Annotated in this window: 24 protein-coding genes; 17 read left to right on the plus strand and 7 right to left on the minus strand. The window is 35.9% G+C overall.

Annotation, left to right across the window (positions count from 1 at the left end; all coding sequences use genetic code 11):
* Positions 1-41: 41 nt before the first annotated feature.
* Positions 42-845 carry an inositol-1-monophosphatase gene (gene suhB, locus A9G07_RS09890; RefSeq protein ID WP_065734990.1) on the minus strand — a complete coding sequence of 268 codons (804 nt, stop codon included), beginning with the start codon at positions 843-845 and terminating at the stop codon, positions 42-44.
* Positions 846-1545: 700 nt separating this feature from the next.
* Here suhB and A9G07_RS09895 point away from each other — a divergent pair.
* The 5 genes from A9G07_RS09895 to csdE all read left to right on the plus strand — a co-directional run bounded on the left by A9G07_RS09895 (position 1546) and on the right by csdE (position 6219).
* Positions 1546-2241, plus strand: a complete 696-nt coding sequence (locus tag A9G07_RS09895) for a hypothetical protein (RefSeq protein WP_065563760.1) — start codon at positions 1546-1548, stop codon at positions 2239-2241.
* A gap of 349 nt (positions 2242-2590) precedes the next feature.
* Positions 2591-3586 (plus strand): ubiquinone anaerobic biosynthesis protein UbiU, encoded by a 996-nt coding sequence (ubiU, locus tag A9G07_RS09900; protein ID WP_065563761.1) that lies wholly within the window; start codon positions 2591-2593, stop codon positions 3584-3586.
* Positions 3587-3706: 120 nt separating this feature from the next.
* Positions 3707-4585 (plus strand): U32 family peptidase, encoded by an 879-nt coding sequence (locus A9G07_RS09905; RefSeq protein WP_065563762.1) that lies wholly within the window; start codon positions 3707-3709, stop codon positions 4583-4585.
* A complete protein-coding gene (gene csdA, locus A9G07_RS09910; protein ID WP_218060059.1) occupies positions 4542-5756 on the plus strand; it encodes a cysteine desulfurase CsdA in 1215 nt (404 codons plus the stop codon). The genes A9G07_RS09905 and csdA overlap by 44 nt, the downstream gene beginning before the upstream one ends.
* Before the next feature lie 52 nt (positions 5757-5808).
* Positions 5809-6219, plus strand: coding sequence for a cysteine desulfurase sulfur acceptor subunit CsdE (csdE, locus tag A9G07_RS09915; RefSeq protein ID WP_065563763.1), 411 nt, complete (start codon positions 5809-5811; stop codon positions 6217-6219).
* Between the two features lie 26 nt (positions 6220-6245).
* Here the strand turns inward: csdE and dolP are convergent, their stop codons facing one another.
* Positions 6246-6818: a division/outer membrane stress-associated lipid-binding lipoprotein gene (dolP, locus tag A9G07_RS09920; protein ID WP_065734991.1), complete on the minus strand. Its 573-nt coding sequence runs from the start codon at positions 6816-6818 to the stop codon at positions 6246-6248.
* 243 nt (positions 6819-7061) lie between these two features.
* Between dolP and A9G07_RS09925 the strand changes: the two genes are divergently transcribed.
* Together A9G07_RS09925 and A9G07_RS09930 are read left to right on the plus strand one after the other, a co-directional pair.
* Positions 7062-7760: a DUF1266 domain-containing protein gene (locus A9G07_RS09925; RefSeq protein WP_065563765.1), complete on the plus strand. Its 699-nt coding sequence runs from the start codon at positions 7062-7064 to the stop codon at positions 7758-7760.
* Positions 7757-10372, plus strand: a complete 2616-nt coding sequence (locus tag A9G07_RS09930; RefSeq protein ID WP_065734992.1) for a J domain-containing protein — start codon at positions 7757-7759, stop codon at positions 10370-10372. Before A9G07_RS09925 ends, A9G07_RS09930 begins: the two co-directional genes overlap by 4 nt.
* 125 nt (positions 10373-10497) lie before the next feature.
* Here the strand turns inward: A9G07_RS09930 and A9G07_RS09935 are convergent, their stop codons facing one another.
* The 3 genes from A9G07_RS09935 to xthA all read right to left on the minus strand — a co-directional run bounded on the left by A9G07_RS09935 (position 10498) and on the right by xthA (position 14452).
* Complete coding sequence (locus A9G07_RS09935; protein ID WP_065734993.1) at positions 10498-12174, minus strand: molecular chaperone HscC; 1677 nt, start codon at positions 12172-12174, stop codon at positions 10498-10500.
* Between the two features lie 109 nt (positions 12175-12283).
* Positions 12284-13627 carry an exodeoxyribonuclease VII large subunit gene (xseA, locus tag A9G07_RS09940; RefSeq protein ID WP_065734994.1) on the minus strand — a complete coding sequence of 448 codons (1344 nt, stop codon included), beginning with the start codon at positions 13625-13627 and terminating at the stop codon, positions 12284-12286.
* An 18-nt stretch (positions 13628-13645) separates the two neighbouring features.
* Positions 13646-14452, minus strand: a complete 807-nt coding sequence (gene xthA, locus A9G07_RS09945; RefSeq protein WP_065735005.1) for an exodeoxyribonuclease III — start codon at positions 14450-14452, stop codon at positions 13646-13648.
* 114 nt (positions 14453-14566) lie between these two features.
* Between xthA and tyrA the strand changes: the two genes are divergently transcribed.
* The 10 genes from tyrA to A9G07_RS09995 all read left to right on the plus strand — a co-directional run bounded on the left by tyrA (position 14567) and on the right by A9G07_RS09995 (position 23770).
* Positions 14567-15688: a bifunctional chorismate mutase/prephenate dehydrogenase gene (tyrA, locus tag A9G07_RS09950; RefSeq protein ID WP_065734995.1), complete on the plus strand. Its 1122-nt coding sequence runs from the start codon at positions 14567-14569 to the stop codon at positions 15686-15688.
* An 87-nt stretch (positions 15689-15775) separates the two neighbouring features.
* The gene (gene glmM, locus A9G07_RS09955; RefSeq protein ID WP_065734996.1) at positions 15776-17107 is read left to right on the plus strand and encodes a phosphoglucosamine mutase; all 1332 of its coding nucleotides are present in this window, start codon (positions 15776-15778) and stop codon (positions 17105-17107) included.
* 246 nt (positions 17108-17353) lie between these two features.
* The gene (gene atpB, locus A9G07_RS09960) at positions 17354-18136 is read left to right on the plus strand and encodes a F0F1 ATP synthase subunit A (RefSeq protein WP_065734997.1); all 783 of its coding nucleotides are present in this window, start codon (positions 17354-17356) and stop codon (positions 18134-18136) included.
* Between the two features lie 36 nt (positions 18137-18172).
* Entirely contained in the window at positions 18173-18409 is a 237-nt protein-coding gene (gene atpE / locus A9G07_RS09965; protein WP_065563772.1) for a F0F1 ATP synthase subunit C, read from the plus strand.
* 24 nt (positions 18410-18433) lie between these two features.
* On the plus strand, positions 18434-18904 hold the full coding sequence (gene atpF, locus A9G07_RS09970) for a F0F1 ATP synthase subunit B (RefSeq protein ID WP_065563773.1): 471 nt from the start codon (positions 18434-18436) through the stop codon (positions 18902-18904).
* 13 nt (positions 18905-18917) lie between these two features.
* On the plus strand, positions 18918-19451 hold the full coding sequence (gene atpH / locus A9G07_RS09975; protein ID WP_065563774.1) for a F0F1 ATP synthase subunit delta: 534 nt from the start codon (positions 18918-18920) through the stop codon (positions 19449-19451).
* An 11-nt stretch (positions 19452-19462) separates the two neighbouring features.
* Positions 19463-21004 carry a F0F1 ATP synthase subunit alpha gene (gene atpA, locus A9G07_RS09980; protein WP_065563775.1) on the plus strand — a complete coding sequence of 514 codons (1542 nt, stop codon included), beginning with the start codon at positions 19463-19465 and terminating at the stop codon, positions 21002-21004.
* 14 nt (positions 21005-21018) lie between these two features.
* Positions 21019-21888, plus strand: coding sequence for a F0F1 ATP synthase subunit gamma (atpG, locus tag A9G07_RS09985; RefSeq protein WP_065563776.1), 870 nt, complete (start codon positions 21019-21021; stop codon positions 21886-21888).
* A gap of 47 nt (positions 21889-21935) precedes the next feature.
* Complete coding sequence (gene atpD, locus A9G07_RS09990; protein WP_025314341.1) at positions 21936-23318, plus strand: F0F1 ATP synthase subunit beta; 1383 nt, start codon at positions 21936-21938, stop codon at positions 23316-23318.
* Positions 23319-23344: 26 nt separating this feature from the next.
* On the plus strand, positions 23345-23770 hold the full coding sequence (locus tag A9G07_RS09995) for a F0F1 ATP synthase subunit epsilon (protein ID WP_065734998.1): 426 nt from the start codon (positions 23345-23347) through the stop codon (positions 23768-23770).
* Between the two features lie 41 nt (positions 23771-23811).
* On the opposite strand, the gene A9G07_RS10000 is transcribed toward A9G07_RS09995, so the two are convergent.
* Positions 23812-24054 carry a hypothetical protein gene (locus A9G07_RS10000; protein ID WP_065734999.1) on the minus strand — a complete coding sequence of 81 codons (243 nt, stop codon included), beginning with the start codon at positions 24052-24054 and terminating at the stop codon, positions 23812-23814.
* Between the two features lie 14 nt (positions 24055-24068).
* A complete protein-coding gene (locus A9G07_RS10005) occupies positions 24069-24569 on the minus strand; it encodes a hypothetical protein (protein ID WP_065733902.1) in 501 nt (166 codons plus the stop codon).
* Positions 24570-24719 lie beyond the last annotated feature (150 nt).

A 24719-nucleotide genomic window follows, 5' to 3' on the forward strand; every position in this document is an offset into this window, starting at 1 on the left:
CAGGGACAATACATCCCTGCATTTAGAGAAAGAAATTAAAATTAATTACGTAATTTTTCTGGCCAATCGTTTTGAGTCGTCACCAGCAAATCTTTAACAATTTTCGGGTTTCCTGCGACAATATTACCAGAAACCATATAATTGTTACCGCCAGCAAAGTCGGTAACCACACCACCAGCTTCACGTAAAATCAGTTCACCTGCAGCAATATCCCATGGTTTTAAACCAATTTCAAAAAAGCCATCCAAACGCCCTGATGCAACATAAGCGAGATCTAACGCAGCTGAGCCAGTACGGCGGAAATCACCACATTTAGTAAATAACTTTTGTAAAACCGCAAAATAACTATCACTATGTTGTTTCGCTTTAAAAGGGAAAGCTGTTGCAAGCACACTACCTTCTAAATCTTTAGCATTACTTACACGAATACGATAACCATTAAGTTGAGCACCTTTACCACGTGCAGCAGTAAACAACTCATTACTCATTGGATTATAAACGACCGCCACTTCGGTTTTACCTTTGACACGAGCAGCTATAGACACAGCGAAATGTGGAATATTTTTAATAAAATTTGTAGTACCATCAATTGGGTCAATTATCCATTGCGTATCAGCATCACTACCTTTAGCAAGGCCACTTTCTTCGGCAATAATAGTATGATCTGGATAAGCTTTTTTGATTGTTTCGATAATCAAAGCTTCAGCGGCACGATCTGCATTAGTCGCAAAATCATTAGCACCTTTAGTATCAATTTCGATTGAACTAGGATTTTCATAGGCCTTAATGGCAACATTACCTGCTTTACGAGCAGCACGAATAGCAATATTAAGCATCGGATGCATAATTTTCTTCCAATTGATGATGTTAAAGAACGGGTTAATTTAGCAAACTTACAAAGTCATACTAAAATTTAGGGCATAGTATAAAGGTTTTATCGATTTATTGCCAGATTATGTTGGGATCTAGATTTGAAATCGCAAAAGTAAAAATTTGGGCAATAAATAAGCTGTTGCGTAATATAAAAACAAAATTTAATAATAAAAGTTATAATTATACTATTTAATAAATTTAACATACTTACTTGAATTTAATAGATTTAATATGAAAATATAAATTTTGTGTAATACCTGTGTAAATATTAAATTGTGAAGTTTTCGAATGAAAATGCATATTTTAAGTTTAGACTTTCTCGTCTTGTAAGCTAAGCCCCTCCCCATTTAAAGAAGCACATTATTTGCATAAAACCTAAATGTTTTTAAAGCTAGACAAAAAGCTTATCTAGCTTGGGTAAAATGAAACTGGAAAGATAAAGAATTAACGGAATATGGAAAAAAGATTAGCGCTCTTTGAAAAATAAAACCCATCATAAATTAAATTGCTTTAGCTAGCATATTAATATGTTCTTCAGAAATATACTGAACAAAATCTAGACAAATGTCATATTCAATACAATAATAAAGATGCTTCAAATATTAACTTATTATTTATGGAGATAAAAAATAATTTGATGAAATAAAAATATACAAAAGGAAACATAAAATTATGAAAATTTTTAAATACGCTTTATTAAGTTGTAGTTTGTTCATATTATTTGGATGTTCTGGAAATAGAGAATCATTACCAAGAACAAAGATTGTAGAAACAGAAGTAATTACCTTAAATAATGGCACGAATATTAATGTAATAACTGAAAATGCCATTAATGGGCAGGTAATTAATGATACTAATAATTATTTAAACGTTGTTACCCGAGGTGATACAGCACAAGCTGTTGGAGTAAAAATGGTTCAATTTGCCACTGCATTTTTTGGTAACCTTGGTGGAAATGTAAATACTTTTTCAAAAACAGATTTAAAAGGTAGTTATGTAAATTCAGTACCAAATAAAACCATGGAGCTTTTAAAACCTCAGTTATATACAATATTAAAAAAAATAAAAGCTAACAAACAAAAAGAACACACCATAACTATTCAACCTTATAAATTTAAACTAATTTATGATGGTATAACTGATAATAAATACAATTTTATTTACCAAACATTCATTAAAACCAATGGATTTACTTTTACTTGTTCTAGCGATAGTTTACCGCTAGATGATAAAACCAAAACTTTTGATGCATGGGAAAGTAATAACTATCAGTTGGTCCAAAATATTACTTCAAAATTAATCAATAATTGTATAACTCAATTAAATTCAGAAAAAAATTTCATACAACTTGAAGATGCTTTTAAATAAGAATTAATTATTAGCAATATAGTATGCTAACCATATAAAAGATTGATTTTAATCAATCGGTTATAAAATTCTTTTTTGATTATAAAAACCAGAAATTTAAATTATAAATATCTGGTTTTTTATTCATCACATCGTAAATTATCATATATTAACTATTACCGTTTGAATTCAATATGATTATTAATCATAATCATTTGCTTTAGTAAAAATATCATTTAATACATACACTTAAATTAAAAATAAAGTTACATGTTTTTTTGTCTGGGAATTCGCTTATTATTCGCATTAAATTAGGAATTATTGCATAATATATGGCGTATAAAATACCGAACTTAAGTTAGGAATAATTATGGAACTTCTTTGCCCCGCTGGCTCATTACCATCCCTAAAAGTGGCGATTGATAATGGAGCTGATGCTGTCTATATTGGTTTAAAAGATGATACCAATGCTCGCCATTTTGCTGGTTTAAATTTTAATGAAAAGCGACTTGTTGAAGCATCAGATTATGTTCACAAGCGCGGTAAAAAATTACATATAGCTATTAATACCTTTGCTCATCCTGAAAACTTTGAGCGATGGCAATATGCTGTTGATACTGCAGCTAACATTGGTGCTGATGCTTTAATCATTGCTGATTTAGCGATGCTTGATTATGCTGCTGAGAAGTATCCGAACCTTGAACGTCATGTCTCGGTGCAAGCGTCATCAACCAATGAAGAGTCAATTAAGTTTTATTATAATAACTTTCAGGTGCATCGTATTGTTTTACCTCGTGTGTTATCTATGCATCAAGTTAAACAGTTATCACAAGTATCCCCCGTACCTTTAGAGGTTTTTGCGTTTGGTAGTTTATGTATTATGGCGGAAGGTCGCTGCTATTTATCTTCATACCTAACAGGTGAATCGCCAAATACTGTTGGCGCTTGCTCTCCTGCAAAATTTGTCCGTTGGGAAGAGACCGATAAAGGGCTTGAATCAAGACTCAACAATGTTTTAATTGATTGTCATAAACAAGGTGAAAATGCTGGGTATCCAACACTTTGTAAGGGACGTTATTTTGTTGGAAATACACTTTATCATCCAATTGAAGAGCCAACCAGTTTAAATACAATTGAACTATTACCGGAGCTTTTTGCTGCAAATATCGCTTCCGTTAAAATTGAAGGAAGGCAACGCAGTCCAGCTTATGTAGAACAAGTCACAAAAGTATGGAGACAAGCTATTGATCGCTATAAAGCGAATCCACAAGCATTCCAAGCTGAAAAGAATTGGATGGATACCTTGGGCTCTGTTTCAGAAGGAACACAAACAACTTTAGGTGCTTATCACCGTAAATGGCAATAATTGGCCAGCATTGATATTGAAATTTTAAAATAAAATAAACATATAATAATCTTAGTAGTTTTCAATATTAATGTGCTAGCCAATTGACTATTCAAGAATTTAAATATAGTGAGCAAAACTATGAAATATGCATTAGGACCAGTGCTTTATTATTGGCCTAAAATTGAAACTGAATCTTTTTATCAAGCCGCTAAAGATAGCGAAGCTGATATTATTTATATGGGCGAAACGGTATGCACCAAACGCCGTGAAATGAAAGTACCTAATTGGTTAGATTTAGCCAAAGAAATTGCTAAGTCTGGTAAACAAGTAGTACTCTCTACCCTTGCATTACTGGAAGCGCCATCAGAACTGAACGATTTAAGACAATTAGTAAATAATGGTGACTTTTTAGTTGAAGCTAATGATTTGGCTGCCATTAATATTGCCCACGATAATAAAGTACCTTTCGTCGCTGGCCCAGCGATTAACTGTTACAACGCATTTACGCTAAAATTATTACAAAAACAAGGTATGGTGCGGTGGTGTATGCCCGTAGAACTATCTCGTGATTGGTTAAATAATGTTCTCAACCAATTTGATTCTTTAAAAATTGATCGTAAATTTGAGGTTGAAGTGTTTAGTTATGGTTATTTGCCATTAGCTTATTCTGCTCGTTGTTTTACAGCCAGATCAGAAGATAGACCAAAAGATAAATGTGAAACTTGCTGTATAAAATATCCTGTAGGACGAGAAGTCTTTTCTCAAGAACAACAAAAGGTGTTTGTACTAAATGGCATTCAAACTCAAAGTGGTTATTGTTACAATTTAGGTAATAATCTTAAAGATATGAAAGGGTTAGTCGATATTGTGCGTATTTCACCACTTGGTATTGAAACGCTTGATATAGTTAAACAATTTAAAGCCAATGAAGACGGCACAAACCCACTACATATTGAACATAAACGAGACTGTAATGGTTATTGGAATGGGATTGCTGGACTTGAACTTACACAATAAACTACCTGAAAAATTTAGAGCAGATTTCCCTGCTCTAAGTAACTCTGTTTATCTTGATTCGGCTGCTACTGCGTTAAAACCGCAAACTATGATTGATACAACGGTTGAATATTATGCACATAATACCGCAACCGCACAGCGCAGTTTACACCAAGATGCACTAAAAGTTACCACAGCGATTAGTGAAGCTCGGCAAAGTGTGGCTAAGTTTATTCATAGTCAATCAAGCCATCAAATTGTTTGGACTCGTGGAACCACCGAATCTATAAATATAATTGCGCAAAGTTATGCGAGACCTTTACTACAGGCCGATGATGAAATAATTGTCAGCGAATTAGAGCACCATAGCAACCTATTACCTTGGCTAATCGTAGCCAAACAAACTGGTGCAAAGGTAATTAAGTGGACTGCCGATGTTAATGAACTTTCATCATTACTATCACCCAAAACTAAAATTGTGGCTATAACCCAGATGTCTAATGTTACTGGCTTTTGCCCAGATTTAGTTAAAATTAGTCAATTAGTCCATCAGCATAATGCCATTTTAGTGGTAGATGGTGCACAAGGTGTTGTTCATCAGCCAATTGATGTTGAAAAGCTAGATATCGATTTTTACGCTTTTTCTGCCCATAAGTTATATGGCCCAACAGGGCTTGGCGTTCTATATGGAAAACAACATTTATTAGAACAGATGGACGTTTGGCAAGGTGGCGGTAAAATGTTGAAAAATACAACATTTTCAGATTTTGAAGTCGAAGATTTGCCTTATAAATTCGAAGCTGGTACCCAAAATATTGCAGGAATACTTGGTTTTAAAGCAACATTAGATTGGCTAAAAAAATGGGATGAAGCACAATTAAATTGTTATATAACACAATTGGCAAATTACGCTGAATCAAAATTAAGTGAATTGAACCATATCCAATTCTACAGTGTTAAGAATAGTCCAATAATTAGCTTTAATATGCATAACATTCATCATAATGATATCGCTATTTTATTAAGTGAACAAAACATAGCAATTCGAACAGGTGGATTATGTGCAAAGCCGTTGATGGATAAACTTGGCTGTCATGGGGTTATTCGCATTTCAATAATGCCATATAATAATCAGCAAGACATTGATAGTTTTGTTACAGCACTGAAAAATGCTATTGAGGTATTAACTTAGGATTTTATGCTAATCGCTTATCTTTTATCTCTAATTACTAACTGGTTTTATTATGTTATCACCACTATTTGAACTATTTTCTAAGCAACATAACTGGCAAGATCGTTATCGGCAATTAATTGCTTTATCAAAGCAATTACCAGCGTTTCCTGATGACCAAAAAACTGAAGCTAATCAGATTGATGGCTGTGAAAATCGAGTATGGTTAACAGTCAAAAAACAACCTGATGATTCATTTATTTTTCAAGGTGACAGCGAAGGTCGAATTGTTAAAGGATTACTCGCCGTTTTAATTATGATTGCCAATAATAAAAATGCAGAACAAATTAAGGCTCTTGATTTTCACGCGATATTAAATCAGTTAAAAATTATTGATGAATTGAGTCAATCCAGGCAGCAAGGACTAGATAAAATAATTGAACGAATTAAATTGTTAACTAATGATGTAAAAAAAGGAGAATAAATTCTCCTTTTTTTAACTATTTATGATTAGCGTTGGGTGAATAATGTAACAACTTTCTTCACGCCAGCAACTTTACTTGCAACATTAGCGGCTTCTTGCCCTTCTTCACTGGTAACAATGCCAATTAAAAACACTTCGCTATTTTCAGTTACCACTTTGATATTACGTGCTTTTGTTTTGGAATTCATGACAAGTTGCGATTTAACTTTTGTTGTTATCCACATATCATTACTGATAGTTCCAGCACCGACAGGCTCACCTGAACGAATTTGGTTGTAAACTTTCTTCACACCTTCAACTTGATATGCAAGACGTTCAGCCTTTTCAATTTGTTCTGCATTCGCTTGGCCAGTTAAAATAATATTGCCATCATAGGTACTTGAAGAAATACGAGAGCCTATAAAGAAAGGACCATTTTCGCTTAGCTTATTATTCATTCTGGTATTGAGCGTTGTATCATCAACTTGCGTTCCAGTAGTACGTGGATCGGTTGCAACTTTTGCTGTAGCGCCAGCGCCGACACCAATAACAGCCGCGACACAACCTTGTAGCATTAAAGCACCCGATACTAATACAGCAACTAAGACAATTTTTTTCATTATTACTCCTTTTATTTACAGCTCAGTAAAATTCAAATACTGATAAATTCTTTTTATTATGCCTTGTAGATAATGATTTGCAAAATAATTTTATTATTCTGAAATGTAAAAGTTATTTGATTATTTTTAATTAACATATCTCAAGAAAGCAATTACTCTACTTGTTAAAACAAACATTTATTTTTCTATAAAATCTGCTATCTTTTTACACAGATTAATAATAAACATTAACAGAGTTAAGCTATGCATCAAGATTGTATCGATTGGTTATTTGGATTATCTGCACCAATGGTTGCATTAAATAAAGAAGAAGGCGCAAGTTATACCTCACCTTATTTTTATCCAGAACGAAATTATACTGATATGAAAAAAGACTGGGGCATTGACTCTCGAGAAAGCCTATTATCAATGATTTTTGATATGGTTGATGATGGTCATGCGCCGGCTTTATCTAAACACTATTTTATGTACCCAAGATTAACCGCTCCTCATTGGCTTAAATATATTGAAAAACACTGCGATTACGATAAAGTCTTAATTGAATATGTAGAAAAAACCTATTCCGAGTGTGGTGTTGGTGGCATACGTAGTTTTGATTATGCAAGAATGGGCTATCTATTACGCAATGGCACCAGCAATATGTTCATTACTGAAGATGAAGCGCTATGGATTTTTTATAGAATAGCGCTACGAGCTCAGCACTATTATTCATCTTGGCAAAGCTATTTTTCAGGATGGTTTATTGGGTATCAATATTGGGAATCATTATCCAATAAAGAAGATTTAGAGCAGCTACGTTGCGAATTATGTCGCTCATCGCGTAATTGGACTATGTCCAAGTTATATTCCAATGAAGACTCCCCCTATCATCACTTACCTTGGTATATCGAACTTGAAGAAATAGAAAAACCACAATCTTTAATGGAGTATGCTTGGTCATGAATAATAATTTTTGGCAATTATTGGGTATTGATAAAACCATTGATATAACAGAAATTCGTAATGCTTATCGGGCAAAACTTCCGCAATATCACCCCGAAACAGATCCAGTAGGCTTTAAAGCTTTACGGGAAGCTTATGAATTGGCGATGCAATACGCAAAGTCACCAGAAGAAACAGATGAACAGTCCAATCAAGAGCAAGAGGAAGTAAGCATTACCGAAGAAGAACGCCAAGTCAAAGAGATCTGTGACAATTATCAAGCATTACTAGATGATCCTGCTCGCTGCAATGATGTTGATGAATGGCAAAAGTTTATTGCCTCCTTTTTTGATTACCCAATGTCTGTATTAGATATTGCCAAATGGAAAATGTTAGATATCAGTTATGATACATTAACCATATCACTTAATTGCGTAAAAATATTGGCAGAAAATTTACGTTGGCGCCAACAAGTGATGGATCACTATCCTGATAAAATTGAAATGTACGAGAATTTTTTCGATCACATTGAACGAGGTGATTTGTTTGACTATAACTGCCTACCTAAAAATAATAAAGCAGTACAAAATGAAACTATCAATTATGTGCGTAATGCGCAATGGATTTTTTGGGATAAACCTTATAAGGAATTAAATAAGTATTTTTCTATTCATACTGTGATTTACTTACCCAATAACCAGGAATTGATGGAAGATTTAGCTAATTGGCATAGCTTTGCTAAAGTGAAAAATAAAAGTTTATTAGAGTATGCTTTAACTCGCATCGCTAATTCCAATCAAGATGAAGCTAATCAATGGAAAGTTGTTGCAGCAATACAATATTCTTTACTTGAAGATGAAGAAAATGCCTTTCAATTTTGGTTAGAGTTATATCATTTACCACAATATCAAGAGCAAGCTACTATTTGGTTAATTGAGTGGTGTACCAAAAACCATCAAAATTATTTACCTTTACTGCTCCTTGCACTTAATCAATCACATTGTCTACCCGCTGAAACTGATAATAAATATTTATATGCGATACCCCAGCTTACTACATCTACAAACTCGCGATTATTTAAATTAAAAATAGAAGATTACCCAGAAGAAATTGCTAATGTTATTAGATGGGCAACTGATATTAATTGGAATTATCGCCAAGTGTTATATACATTATTACATGATGATGGAACCAGTAGCTTTTATCGCTTATATCGTCATGCAATTATGTTACGACACGGTAATGAAACATTATTACATGCAATCTTAAATGATCACTTTGAAGATCAATTTGAACAATTTATCTTACAAAATCTACAACGCCAGGCTAAACAGCACCTTGAATGGCTAACAAAACTTTCACCAGTCCAAGAATTTAAAGCTTGGTTATATTATGATGATACTATTATTCCAACTAAGTTTGACCCAGATGAAAATGGTGAATATGTTTTATTTGGTCGTTTATGGCTAGATAGATTCGATGATATTCCAGACACAGCTAAACTAAATTTATATAGAAATATTAACTATCGCAATATGGAGATGTTTGACTGGCCAATATATTTTCATTTCAGAGGGCGAGATAATTTACCCAAATTACCAGTCGAGTTAATTACTGATAATAAAGATGCATATTGGCAATGGTATCGTCATTGTCTATTGGTCGTGACTATTGGTAATTCGCCGTTTAGAGCTGCAAATTTCATTAGGAAAAATAATCAGTTATTTCATTTGCCTGATGATGATCAACTCACACCACTACTAAATACTTTTAAGTCTAATGAATGGCAAAATGAAGTTGAGTTATATAATCTGATCGATTGTAATAACAAGCTAACTAGTAGTATGTTATGTAATTACCCTAATGCCATTGAATATTTTATTGATATACCTGAGGATGTTAATTTTACCGATATCAAACAAAATATAGATCAATTATGGCAAGCTAAATTAGCTAACCACTCACCAGCATATTTAATGCTACTCCATACAATAATCTTAAATAAACTGAATCAAAAAGAGGAGTTACATCAGATCTTACAAAAATTAGCTGGTGATGATGAAGCATTGCAACAATTAGCTAAAGCATTTGAGAACAAACTATCAATCTCCTCCTCATTTAGGAAAAAAAATCGTGATATTTATGAATCATTAAAACAATTGAAAGCCCTTAATGAAAATTTATCTGACGATAATATGATTTTTAATGATGATAAAAGTAATAAATTGGAGAATATTAGAAGTGATACGGATAATGATCTAATATTACGTTTATGCTCTACACTGCTTCTAGCAAAAAATATTGAAAATCAAAAAAATCTTGAAGCAAAATCACTGCCTAAAAATAAATCGCATCAAATATGGCGTTGGAATGGTCGAACCAATGGCAAAGGTTTTTATAATCAAATATGTTGCGTCACCACGATATTAAGTTTTTTGATAATAAAGTTAAGTGGGGTGAAATCATCTCATCATATGATTTACTATATATTATTTGCATTAATTATAATTAATATTATTTTTGCAATTAGGCGACGTTCAAATGATGCATATAGTAGCGGAAAATATCGTCTTTCTATTTTCTCACCCTCAATTAATCAAACTAATCGCTATGGACCACCGTTAGATAGCTAAGCAAAGATACGGCTTATGCTATCTTCTTTGTATACTATCATCTTTGTATACTATCTCGTTTGTATACAATCCCCTTTGAAAAGCTATTTAATTATGACCAAAGGGGATATTTTAAATCTATCTGATTATCGATTAAGATCGTTAAGATTCGATTCAATTTCGCTTCTAACCTGTTCTATCTCTTCAGGATTTTGCTGATTTAAGACTTCCATAAAAGCTTCGATATAAGAGCCAATGAGTAGTCGTTCATCACCCAATGATTGTGCCCATGCTCGCTCTAATCTTGCTAATAAAGTACGATTTAACATTTCATCACGAGGATGAATTTTAAGTGCCGCTAATCGGTCATGGCTTTCTTGTTTTTGTTTATCGGTTAATCCAATCGGACTGTGATCAATCACTTTACCATGCAATGCCCCTGTTTCAAGTAATACCACATCGACTTCAAGCAAACCATTTAAATCATAACTAAAGCGAACATCAATACCTTGTATTTTTTCCATAGGTGTGACTGGCACTTCAAATTCATCAATTAAAACGTTATTTTCAACCTTTGGATTCTCACCTTGATAAACAGAAAGCATAATACTTTTTTGTTGAGGGTATGAAGTGTAAAACGTTTTGACCTTTGAAGTTGGAACTATCGTATTACGCTCAATAATTGGCGAAAATAACCCTTTAATATTACCCGAAGAAATTTCAATACCAAGTGTATATGGGCAAACATCGGTTAGAATAACCTCTTCAACATCGGCATTTCGCAAACGACATGCCGCCTGAACAGCTGCACCTTGTGCAACAATAGTAGTTGGATTGATATGACGATAAGGCAGTTTACCAAATAACTTTGTCACTAACTCACGAACCACACCTAATTGCGATGAACCACCAACTAAAACAATATGTTCGAGTTCATTAGCCTTTAAGCGAGCATCACTTAATGCTTGTTCAACTGGCGCTCGTAATCGATTGAGTAATGGCAACCAAATTGACTTAGCTCTCACTTCATTTAATGAAAATTGCCATTGCTTATCTTGCCAAAACCATGTCAAATTATGCATTTGCTCACCACTTAGCTTACATTTTAATTGTTCAGCTAAATCCAATAAACGCGCATAGTCATCGACAGGAATATCTTCTTGTTTAAGTTCCCATTCACTCAAACATGCTTTAACTATTTCATGGGTAAAATCTTCACCGCCTAAGTAGTTATCGCCTGCTGATGCATGAACCTCAATGATAGGCATTGCATATTCCAATACTGTCACATCAAATGTGCCACCACCTAAGTCAAAAACCAGCGTATTTCCTGATTGTTCTTCATGTAATCCATACGCCATTGAAGCAGCGGTGGGCTCATTGATTAGACGGACTGCGTTTAATCCTGCAAGCTCAGCAGCAAAGCGAGTTTGTTTACGCTGTTCGTCATTGAAATAAGCGGGAACGGAAATCACGACATCACGAATTTCTTGTTTCAAGAAAGCTTCAACATCCGCTTTTAATGATTTTAAAACTAATGCTGAAAGTTCTGTTGGGGTAAATTTTTGATCACCCAACTCAAAAACTTTACTTGAACCTAAAAAACGTTTGAATGCTGCTGCACTACGACTAGGATGAGTAGTTAAACGAGATAAAGCCGCATGACCAACCAAAATGGTATTATCTTCATCAATGCTGACAGCTGAAGGAGTAACAACTTCACCTATTGAATTGGGAATTAGTGTCGGCTGGCCGTTTTGCCAAACACAAATTAAACTATTGGTAGTACCTAAATCAATACCTATTGGAGGATGTATAACCACTTTATTCTCTTAGTATTTTCCAACATGTCAGATATTATATCCTTAATACTATTTGAGGTGCAATTTTATCCAATGTGTTGAGTTAAACATTATTGAAAAAAGAGCATTTTTACTTATTTTTTTTATCTATCTCAACAATTTGGCTGATTAATTTACCTGTCTTAAGCTGGGTTAAAATAAAGTCACCAATAGACACTTGTTCAACCGTTCTTATCACTTGTTGTTGCTGGTTAGTCGTTACTGAATAACCACGATCTAAAGTAGCAAGTGGACTAACACTATTAAGCTGAGATGTTTTTAATACAAATTCATGCTTAGCATCCGTTAACCTTTTTTGAACCAGATTAATCAGTTGCTGCTGTTTTCTCTCTAGGTTTTGACCATAATAGAGCACTTTATGTTGTGGTGAAACACGTAACAAATATTTATCCAGCATATTATGTCGATAGGATTGTTTAGATAAATAGTGCTGCATATTTTCAAATAAAGCATGACGACTAGTTAATAAACGATTTAATTGCTTAGATAATTTAGTTTGAGGATGTTGTGATTGCAATCGTTGATAACGCTTATTTAATAATTCTCGTCGACGTACTAAATAGTAATCAATCGCCATACATAAGTATTGTTCTTGAACTTGTAAACTTTTTATCTGCTCTAGCTTATCCCGGCTAACCAACTCAGCTGCTGCCGATGGGGTAGCTGCGCGCACATCAGCAACAAAGTCAGCAATGGTGAAATCAACTTCATGACCAACAGCACTAATAATAGGTAATTGACTAGCAAAAATAGCTCTGGCTAAAAGCTCCTCATTAAATGACCAAAGATCTTCAAGCGATCCCCCTCCTCGCCCAACAATTAAAACATCACATTCTTGGCGAATATTTGCGATTTGAATCATTCTGGCAATTTGTGCCGCAGCTTCGGTACCTTGTACCGACGTTGGGTAAATAATCAAATTCAGACTTGGATCGCGCCGGTTTAATATCTGACAAATATCATGTAGTGCTGCACCTGTTGACGAAGTAATAATCCCAACCGTACGAATATTATCAGGTAACGACTTTTTATAAATCGGATCAAACAATCCTTCTTCTGACAGTTTTTGCTTTAGTTGCTCAAATTTTTGTTGTAACAAACCAGCACCAGCCGGTTGCAATTGATTAATAACCAATTGATAATCACCACGTGCTTCATAAAGAGTTACCGAGGCATTAACTAAAACTTGTTGACCATTTTGAGGGGTAAATCCCGTACGATAATTATTATTACGAAACATGGCACAGCGCACTTGCGCAATATCATCTTTCAAAGTGAAATACCAATGACCTGAAGCTGGGCGAGAAAAATTGGAAATTTCACCAACTAACCAAACTTGCCCAATAGCATCAGAAAGCAGACCTTTAACTAATTGATTAAGATCTTTTACCGATAAAATCGAACTATTGTGCATACTATTATCCTAACAAGTTTAATCTAAATCAAAGTCGGCCCAAATTGGCGCATGATCGGAAGGTTTTTCCATACCACGAATATCGTAATCAATACCGGTTTCACCACAATACTGCATAAGTTTTTCACTAGCTAAGATAAGATCGATTCTTAATCCGGTTTTTACACTAAAACCTCTGGAACGATAATCAAACCAAGAAAATCTCTGTGTATCTGGATTGGCATGACGGTAAGTATCAGTATAACCTACTGCCATTAAATTATTTATCCATTCACGCTCTTCAGGTAAAAAAGAGCATTTACCCGCACTTAACCACCGTTTGCGGTTATTTTCATTAATCCCAATATCTAAATCAGTTGGACAAATATTCATATCACCCATAATGAGTGATAATTGGCTATTCAGCTGTCGATCCTGTATATATTCAATTAAATCTTGATAAAATTTACGCTTAGCTGGATATTTAATTTCATTATGCAAACTTTCACCTTGCGGGAAATAACCATTAATGACGGTTAAATTACCTTTGCTAGTAGGAAACTCAGCTACCATTAATCGACATTGAGCACCATCTTCATCGGTCGGAAACCCACATTCGACCGACAACGGTTTTTGCTTAGTCAATAAGGCTACACCATAATAACCTTTTTGACCGTGATAATATAAATGGTAGCCAAATTGCTTAAGTTCTTCGATTGGAAATTGGTCATTATGAACTTTAGTCTCTTGTAAACCAATGATATCGGGCTGATGTCTTTCAATAATCGCAGCTAATTGATGGATTCGAATACGAATACTATTAATATTAAAAGATAAAACTTTAATCATAAATTTATTGTATTTGATTTAATTTTGCAATTGACCCATGCTACCAAAAATACGTTATACTGTTAAGCAATTACAGCGAAAGCTATAACTAGTGATTAAAGGATCAACAATATGTCTAAGGAATTACTTTCATTGCGTCATAAAATTGATGAAGTTGACAAATCAATTTTAGCTTTAATTAGTCAACGACTAGCATTAGTTGCCGAAGTTGGTGAGGTAAAAAGCGAGCATGGAATTCCGATTTATGATCCTAAACGTGAAGCCGATATGTTAGCTAAACGTAAACAAGAAGCCGAAAATTTAGGTATATCACCCGCCTTAATTGAGGATATTTTACGCCGATTAATGCGTGAATCCTATATAAGTGAAAACGACAAAGGTTTTAAAAAAGTTTACAACGGCAAAGGCTCGATTGTCATCATTGGTGGTAATGGACAAATGGGTAGACTATTTGCCAAACTATTTACCCTATCAGGTTATGAAGTTAAAACCTTAGGTTCCAAAACCATGCATCAAGCAGCCGAAGTTGTCGCTGATGCCGCTGCCGTTATTGTTACAGTGCCTATCAACAAAACATGCGAAATCATTGAACAATTACCACCGTTACCTAAAGATTGCATTTTAACCGATTTTACATCAATCAAAGTCAAACCTTTACAAGCCATGCTAGCCAAACACGCGGGGCCTGTGGTTGGATTGCATCCAATGTTTGGTCCGGACGTGCCAAATTTAGCCAAACAAGTCATTGTCTACTGCCAAGGTCGATATCCTGAACAATATCAATGGTTAATTGAACAGATGCGAATTTGGGGAGCCAATTTGTGCGCGATTGATGCCAAAGAGCATGACAAATGTATGTCGTTTATTCAAGCATTACGCCATTTTACTTCGTTCTCATACGGTGTAAATTTACAACGAGAACACGCTGATTTAGAACAATTAATTACCTTATCATCACCTATTTATCGCTTGGAGTTAATGATGGTTGGTCGCTTATTTGCTCAAGATCCCGTTCTTTATGCCGATATCATCATGGCGTCAGATGAAAATATTGAGTTAATCAAACGCTATTATGAATGTTTTGGACAAATGGTTAAATTAATTGAACAACGAGATAAAACTAAATTCATTGAAAATTTTAATGAAGTAACTAAATGGTTTGGCAGTTATGCTGAACGTTTTATAAAAGAGAGCCAAGTATTATTAAAATTTGCTAATGACAATCGAGAATAATTTTACTTCGCTTCCTTTTATAGGATAAAAAACGACTTATAAGAAAGGCAATTGGTCAAATAAAAAACTTTAGTATGAGGAAATAACATGTCTAATCGGAAATATTTTGGGACAGATGGTATTCGTGGAAAAGTTGGAGAATATCCTATCACGCCTGATTTCGCCCTCAAGTTAGGCTGGGCAGCAGGACGAGTACTGGCTAAAGATGGTGTTAAAAAAGTCCTCATCGGTAAAGATACTCGTATTTCAGGTTATATGCTTGAATCAGCTTTAGAAGCAGGATTTGCCTCTGCGGGCGTCGCTGCTGCTTTTACTGGACCAATGCCAACACCTGCCATTGCTTATCTAACTCGCACATTTCGGGCTGATGCGGGTGTAGTCATATCGGCCTCCCATAACCCTTTTTATGATAACGGAATTAAATTTTTCTCAACTGAAGGGCGAAAACTCGATGACGCCATTGAATTAGAAATCGAAGCCGAGCTTGAAAAACAGATCGACTGTGTTGAATCAAAACAACTTGGCCGAGCAAGCCGAATAACCGATGCAGCGGGTCGATATATCGAATTTTGTAAAAGTACCTTTGATCACGACTTAAGTCTATCAGGATTAAAAATTGTTGTGGATTGTGCTAACGGTGCCACTTACCACATTGCCCCAAAAGTGCTTCGCGAACTTGGTGCTAAAGTAATAAAAATTGGTTGCGAGCCTGACGGTGTTAATATTAATGAAAATTGTGGCGCTACTGATGTAAAAGCATTAACCAAAACAGTCCTTGAAGAAAAAGCTGACTTAGGCTTTGCTCTTGATGGTGATGGTGACCGCATCATTATGGTCGATCATAAAGGCAATAGAATTGATGGTGATTTAATTATTTACATTATTGCTCGTGAAGCCTTAAGGCAAGGTCAACTTAAAGGTGGCGTTGTTGGAACATTGATGAGCAACATGGGACTTGAAATCGCCCTTAAAAATCTTGGCATCCCATTTGTACGAGCAAAAGTGGGGGACCGTTATGTGCTTGAAATGCTGGTTGAAAAAAATTGGCGATTAGGCGCAGAAAATTCAGGCCATGTCCTTTTACTTGATAAAACCACAACAGGCGATGGTATTGTTGCAGGCTTACAAGTTCTGGCGGCAATGATAAGAAATAACATGTCACTCGCTGAATTATGTCAAGGCATGACCATGCTACCACAAATATTAATTAACGTTCGTTATACAGGAAACCCATTAGCCAATGCTGCGGTCAAATCTGCAATTGAACAGGCAGAAACGCAACTTGGCAATGAAGGTCGGGTATTGATACGCAAATCAGGCACCGAACCGCTTATCCGCGTAATGGTAGAAGGTAGTAATCACTCTCAAGTGCAAAAATTAGCGGAACAAATTGCCAATGCAGTTAAAGCATCAAATTAGCCTGTTTTTTCATCATTAATTAAGCTATTGATGAACAATATTTCTAATAAAGTGAGCGGTAAAGCTGTTATTCTTTACACAAAATTAGTAAAAAGTGTCTAAATTCTTTATTTTTTTAATCAGTTGTTGACTTATTATAGGGAATTAGGTTTAAAATAATAGCTTCGGTTATTGCAGTGATTGTTTATACCTTTTAAGGCAAAAACAAACTGTAGTTTTTATTTTTAAAATAGGTAAGAGGGTTATATGGCAGTTTCCTCTCCAGCTTCACCGCAAGCTTATATAAAACACCATCTGGAGAACTTACAAGTTGGTTCTGGTTTTTGGACCTTTAATCTTGATTCCTTGTTCTTCTCAATTGTACTTGGTGTGCTTTTCTTATGGATTTTCCATCGTGTAGCAAGGAAAGCGACGAGTGGCGTACCAGGTAAACTTCAATGTGCGGTAGAGATGATCTTTGAATTTGTAAATAATACTGTCAAAGACATGTTCACAGGTCAAAATAAACTCATTGCCCCTTTAGCACTTACTGTGTTTATCTGGGTATTTTTAATGAACTTAATGGATCTAATTCCTGTTGATTTCCTACCTTATGCGGGACAATATTTAGGTCTATCTCATTTAAGAGTCGTACCGACAGCTGACGTGAGTATCACAATGTCAATGTCACTCGGTGTCTTTGCACTTATCATCATTTATTCAATCAAATATAAAGGGATTTCAGGGTTTATTAAAGAATACACCTTGCATCCATTTAATCATTGGGCATTTGCACCAATCAATTTAGTCCTTGAACTTGTTAGCTTATTGGCTAAACCTGTTTCTTTAGGATTACGACTCTTCGGTAACATGTATGCTGGTGAACTTATCTTCATCTTAATAGCAGCATTATTACCTTGGTGGTCACAATGGGTATTATCACTACCATGGGCTATCTTCCATATTTTGATAATCACCTTACAAGCATTTATTTTTATGGTGTTGACTATCGTCTATTTAGCGATGGCCTCAACAACAGAAGATCATTAATTTTAACTTTTTTTAGATAATAAACTGGAGTATATAATGGATAGTATGAGTATGTTATTTGTAGCCGCTGGCATAATGATGGGATTAGCTGCAATCGGTGGTGCAGTTGGTATCGGTCTATTAGGTGGTAAATTCTTAGAAGGTGCTGCTCGTCAACCAGAATTAATGCCTATGTTACGTACACAATTCTTTATCGTTATGGGCTTAGTTGATGCGATTCCTATGATTTGTGTGGGTATTGCGCTATATGTTATTTTTGCTGTTGCTGGTTAATAATAATTTAAGAGGAATTGTCTCATGAATATGAACGCAACTCTCCTCGGCCAAGCAATTACATTTGTATTGTTTGTTTGGTTCTGTATGAAGTTTGTTTGGCCTCCGGTTATCCGTGCGATTGAAAAACGCCAAAAAGAGATAGCGGAAGGATTAGCTTCAGCAGAAACAGCAAAAAAAGATTTGGAATTAGCCAAAGCAAATACATCTGACATAATGCAACAGGCTAAGGTTGAGGCTAATGCAATTATTGAGCAAGCGAATAAACGCAAAGCAGCCATTCTAGAAGAAGCTAAACAAGAAGCTACTCGTGAAAAAGAAAGGATTGTTGCTCAAGGACTTGCTGAAGTTGAGGCTGAGCGTAAACGCGCTCGTGAAGAGCTTAAACAACAAGTCGCTACACTCGCTATTGCCGGTGCAGAAAAAATTATTGAACGTTCTGTTAATGAAGCCGCTAACAGCGACATCATTGATAAACTCGTAGCTGAACTATAAGGAGAATAGAGCAATGGCTGACTTAATTACGATTGCTCGCCCTTATGCTAAAGCCGCTTTCGACTTTGCTGTTGAAAAAAATAGCATCGAATCATGGCACAAAATGTTAGTGTTAACTGCTGAAGTGAGCAAAGATGCTCAAATAAAAAGCATTTTAACATCTGACATGAAAACCGATTCAGTGGCTAACTTACTCATCAACATCTGTAAAGATGTGCTTGATGAGTTTAGCACTAATTTTATTAAAGTGATGGCTGAAAACAAACGCTTATCCCTTCTTCCTGAAGTGTTAACATTGTTTGAGCAATACTGTTTAGAAAGAGAAGCCCAAGCAGACGTTGATGTAATTTCTGCCAATGAGCTTACTAGTGAACAACTTGATAAAATTTCTGTCGCTGTCGAAAAACGTTTATCACGAAAAGTAAAACTAAAATGTCATATTGATAAATCGCTCATTTCTGGTTTTATTATTCGTACGGGCGATATGGTTATTGATAGTAGTATCAGAGGACGTCTAAATCGACTAAATGACGTTCTACAGTCTTAAGGGGACTGATAATGCAGCTAAATTCAACTGAAATAAGTGAACTAATTAAAGAGCGGATAGCTCAGTTCAATATTGTGAGTGATGCTCACAATGAAGGAACGATCATCTCAGTAAGTGATGGTATCCTTCGAATCCACGGATTAACTGATGTCATGCAAGGCGAAATGATTGCATTACCAGGCAACCGATATGCAATGGCATTAAACCTTGAAAGAGATTCTGTTGGTGCGGTGGTCATGGGACCATACGAAGACTTATCTGAAGGGATGAAAGTACAATGTACTGGCCGTATTTTACAGGTACCAGTAGGTGATGGTTTATTAGGCCGTGTTATTAACACACTTGGTGAACCAATTGATGGTAAAGGTTCGATTCAACATGACGGCTTCTCACCTGTAGAAGTTGTTGCGCCAGGCGTTATCGATCGTCAATCTGTTGACCAAGCGTTACAAACTGGTTATAAAGCGGTTGACTCAATGATTCCAATTGGTCGTGGTCAACGTGAACTTATCATCGGTGACCGTCAAACCGGTAAAACCGCATTAGCCATCGACGCCATTATTAATCAACGTGATTCTGGTGTTAAATGTATTTACGTCGCAATCGGTCAAAAACAATCAACTATTGCTAACGTAGTGCGTAAACTTGAAGAGCACGGTGCACTTAAAAATACCATTGTGGTTGTTGCATCAGCATCTGAATCAGCAGCATTACAATACTTAGCACCTTACGCGGGTTGTGCTATGGGAGAATACTTCCGTGACCGCGGACAAGATGCACTAATTGTTTATGATGATTTATCGAAACAAGCTGTTGCTTATCGTCAAATTTCATTACTACTTCGTCGCCCACCTGGACGTGAAGCTTACCCTGGTGACGTGTTCTATCTTCACTCACGTTTACTTGAACGTGCAGCTCGTGTTAACGAAGCTTATGTTGAAGAGTTCACTAAAGGTGAAGTAAAAGGTAAAACCGGTTCATTAACTGCGTTACCAATTATCGAAACTCAAGCGGGTGACGTTTCTGCATTCGTACCAACTAACGTAATTTCGATTACAGATGGTCAGATCTTCCTTGAAACCAGCTTATTCAACTCGGGTATCCGTCCTGCGGTAAACCCAGGTATCTCGGTTTCTCGTGTGGGTGGCGCGGCTCAAACTAAGATAATGAAAAAATTATCAGGCGGTATTCGTACAGCACTTGCACAATATCGTGAATTAGCCGCTTTCTCACAATTTGCATCTGACTTAGACGAAGCAACAAGAAACCAATTAAGCCACGGTGAAAAAGTAACTGAATTACTCAAACAAAAGCAATATTCACCAATGACTGTTGCAGAGCAATCAATTGTACTTTATGCCGCTGAGCGTGGTTATCTAGAAGATGTTGAACTTGCTAAAGTATTATCATTTGAAACAGCACTTCTATCTTATGCCCATAGTCAATATGCCGATTTTGTAAAACAGATCGACGAGACAGGCAATTACAACGATGAGATTGAAAGTAAGTTAAAAGCATTGCTTGAAAGCTTTAAATCAACTCAAACTTGGTAAGGGTGAGGTAACAAATGGCTAATGCAAAAGAGATTAGAACGAAAATTGCCAGTATCCAAAGTACGCAAAAGATCACCAAAGCGATGGAAATGGTAGCCAACTCTAAAATGCGTAAAACGCAGGACAGAATGGCTGCTAGTCGTCCATATGCTGAAATGATTCGTGAAGTAATTGGACATTTAGCGTTAGCTCAAATAGGCGCCAAACATCCCTATTTAGAAGAAAGAGATGTAAAGCGAGTTGGCTATCTTATCATATCAACCGATCGTGGTTTATGTGGTGGATTAAATATCAATCTTTTCAAAACTGTCATTGCTGATATGTCAGCATGGCAAGAGAAAGGTGTTGAAGCAGATGTGGCTTTAATTGGTTCACGTGGGGTATCGTTTTTCTCTTCAGTAAAAACGAATATTTTAACCCAAGTAACTAATTTAGGTGACGAACCCACTTTATCTGATTTAATTGGTCCGGTAAAAACAATGCTTGAGGCATATGACAACGGTAAAATTGATAAATTATATATAGTAACCAATAAATTTATTAATACCATGTCCCAAAAGCCGACAATACAGCAATTATTACCATTACCACATTCAGAAGATAAAGAGCTAAAAGCTTCATCATGGGATTATATTTATGAGCCAGATGCAAAATCATTATTAGATGTGATTTTACGTCGTTATATTGAATCACAAGTCTATCAAGCGGTGGTTGACAATTTAGCGAGTGAACAAGCAGCAAGAATGGTGGCCATGAAAGCAGCAACCGATAACGGTGCAAATTTAATTAATGAATTACAAATTGTGTATAACAAAGCACGTCAAGGTGCGATTACCAACGAATTAATTGATATTGTATCGGGTGCAGCTGCTGTTTCAGGTTAGTGCTAAATATTGGCTTATAGTTAAGAAAAAGACGTAGAGGAATAAAAATGGCTACTGGAAAGATTGTCCAGATCATCGGTGCGGTGGTTGATGTCGAATTCCCAGAAGATGCAGTACCAAAGGTATATGATGCATTAGAAGTGGAAACTGGCACTGAAAAATTAGTTCTGGAAGTTCAGCAACAATTAGGTGGTGGCGTTGTATGTTGTATTGCAATGGGCTCATCTGATGGTTTAAGACGTGGACTTAAAGTAGTAAATACAGGTCACGGCATAGAAGTTCCTGTAGGAACAAAAACACTTGGCCGAATTATGAACGTACTTGGTGATCCTGTTGATAAAGCAGGTCCTATTGGTGAAGAAGAGCGTTGGGCGATTCACCGTGCAGCACCAACATACGAAGAGTTGGCTAACTCAACAGAATTACTTGAAACCGGTATCAAAGTTATCGACTTAATTTGTCCATTTGCAAAAGGTGGTAAAGTTGGTCTATTTGGTGGTGCGGGTGTGGGTAAAACCGTTAACATGATGGAATTAATTCGTAACATCGCGATCGAGCACTCAGGTTACTCAGTATTTACTGGTGTGGGTGAACGTACTCGTGAAGGTAACGACTTCTATCATGAAATGAAAGAATCAAACGTACTTGATAAAGTATCGTTAGTTTATGGTCAGATGAATGAGCCACCAGGGAACCGTTTACGCGTAGCGTTAACTGGCTTAACCATGGCGGAAAAATTCCGTGACGAAGGTAAAGACGTACTATTATTTATCGATAATATTTACCGTTATACCTTAGCCGGTACTGAAGTATCTGCACTATTAGGTCGTATGCCATCTGCGGTAGGTTACCAACCGACATTAGCAGAAGAGATGGGGTTATTACAAGAACGTATCACCTCAACTAAAACCGGTTCAATTACCTCAATCCAAGCAGTATACGTACCAGCCGATGACTTAACTGACCCATCGCCGGCAACAACCTTTGCTCACTTGGATGCAACAATCGTATTAAGTCGTCAAATCGCATCATTAGGTATTTACCCAGCGGTTGACCCACTTGACTCAACAAGTCGCCAATTAGATCCACTTGTTGTTGGTCAAGAACATTACGATTGTGCTCGTGGCGTACAGTCAATTCTTCAACGTTATCAAGAATTAAAAGATATCATTGCAATTCTTGGTATGGATGAATTATCCGAAGATGATAAATTAACTGTTGCTCGTGCACGTAAGATTCAACGTTTCTTATCTCAACCATTCTTCGTTGCGGAAGTGTTCACTGGTTCACCAGGTAAATACGTACCATTAAAAGACACCATCAGTGCATTTAAAGGTATTATGAACGGTGATTATGACCATATTCCTGAACAGGCATTTTATATGGTTGGTTCAATCGACGAAGCGATTGAGAAAGCAAAATCTCTCTAAGAGATTTATAGAACGGAGAGAGCATTATGGCACTAACTTCCTATCAATTAGAAGTTGTTAGTGCTGAATCTCACCTTTTTTCAGGTGATGTTCAGCGAATCAGAGTCACAGGGCGAGAAGGTGAACTCGGAATCTATCCCGGTCACACTCCGTTACTGACCACCATAAAGCCGGGAATGGTCGGGATTGTCAAAGCCAATGGTGAAGAAGAGTTTATCTATCTATCAGGTGGTATTTTAGAAGTACAACCAACTTTGGTCACAATCTTAGCTGATACCGCTATTCGTGGTGAAGACTTAGATGAAGCAAGGGCGCAAGAAGCAGTAAGACAAGCACAAGAACACATTAATCACCCAAGCGATGATATGTCTTTTGCTCAAGCATCTGCTGAACTGTCAAAAGCCTTAGCAAAAATACGTGTTATCGAGTTAACGCGTCGTATGGGTCAATAAAATATACGTTGATCATTCAACAAAGCAATAAAGGTTACAAATTAATAAATTGTAGCCTTTTTTATTAGCGACTTAATCGCATCATTTGATAACGAAAAAACACAACTTTCCCCTTCAAAAACCCCGCTCCTCAACTTTTTTTCGATAAAAAACTTAAAAAAAACCACCCTAGTTTGGGCGGATGATTTATCTTCGACATCAAGCTCTGCGTAAAAAATACAGACCTTATTTATAGCCTTTTTTCTATCAGCGGATTTAATAAATCCGATAGCGCCATCAGCCACAGTGTGCTCTGCTATTAATGCAATTCACTAAAATAATTCTTCAACGCCTGAATAAACGCACTATCTACCATGGCAGGGTATTTATTTGCCTGCCATGATTGTAAAAATAATAGATGCTGAACCGTTAAGGGTTTATTCATATCGTGGAATTCGTTTAACTGTTCGTTTACCTCTTGGGATGTTGTGAGAAGGGATTGTGGTGTTTTTTGCTTCGGTATTTGGCAATGCTTTTGATACCATAGCTCATAGCCACTTAAATCATAATCACCCAATAACTCATACCCCGTTAAATTAGGGCTGGCATTAGGGTAGCGTTTAGTAATAGAACGGGTAGGAAATCCACCGCAAATAATAATTTCATCAATTTTTTTTATATACTTTGCCGTTACCTTTAAGTTAAAACCCAATAATTGCTCAACCACATATAATGATTGATTATAAAGCTTTAAAAAATTACCCTCGGCTATAAACTGAACCGGATTTTTACTTAACGCTATTTTTTCTTCAATATTCATTTTATATTACTCCTTTAATATCAATATTTTTAACCACCACCTCGGTGCCCAGCATTTTTGCCGCTTAGCCGCAAAATCGCTTTTTTTATGGCTAAACGACGTTGACTCCTTGAGTCAGCTTACTTTTAATGACTCAACACTATTTTTTAT

The organism is Gilliamella sp. wkB72 (assembly GCF_001693745.1).
Taxonomy (GTDB): domain Bacteria; phylum Pseudomonadota; class Gammaproteobacteria; order Enterobacterales; family Orbaceae; genus Gilliamella; species Gilliamella apicola_E.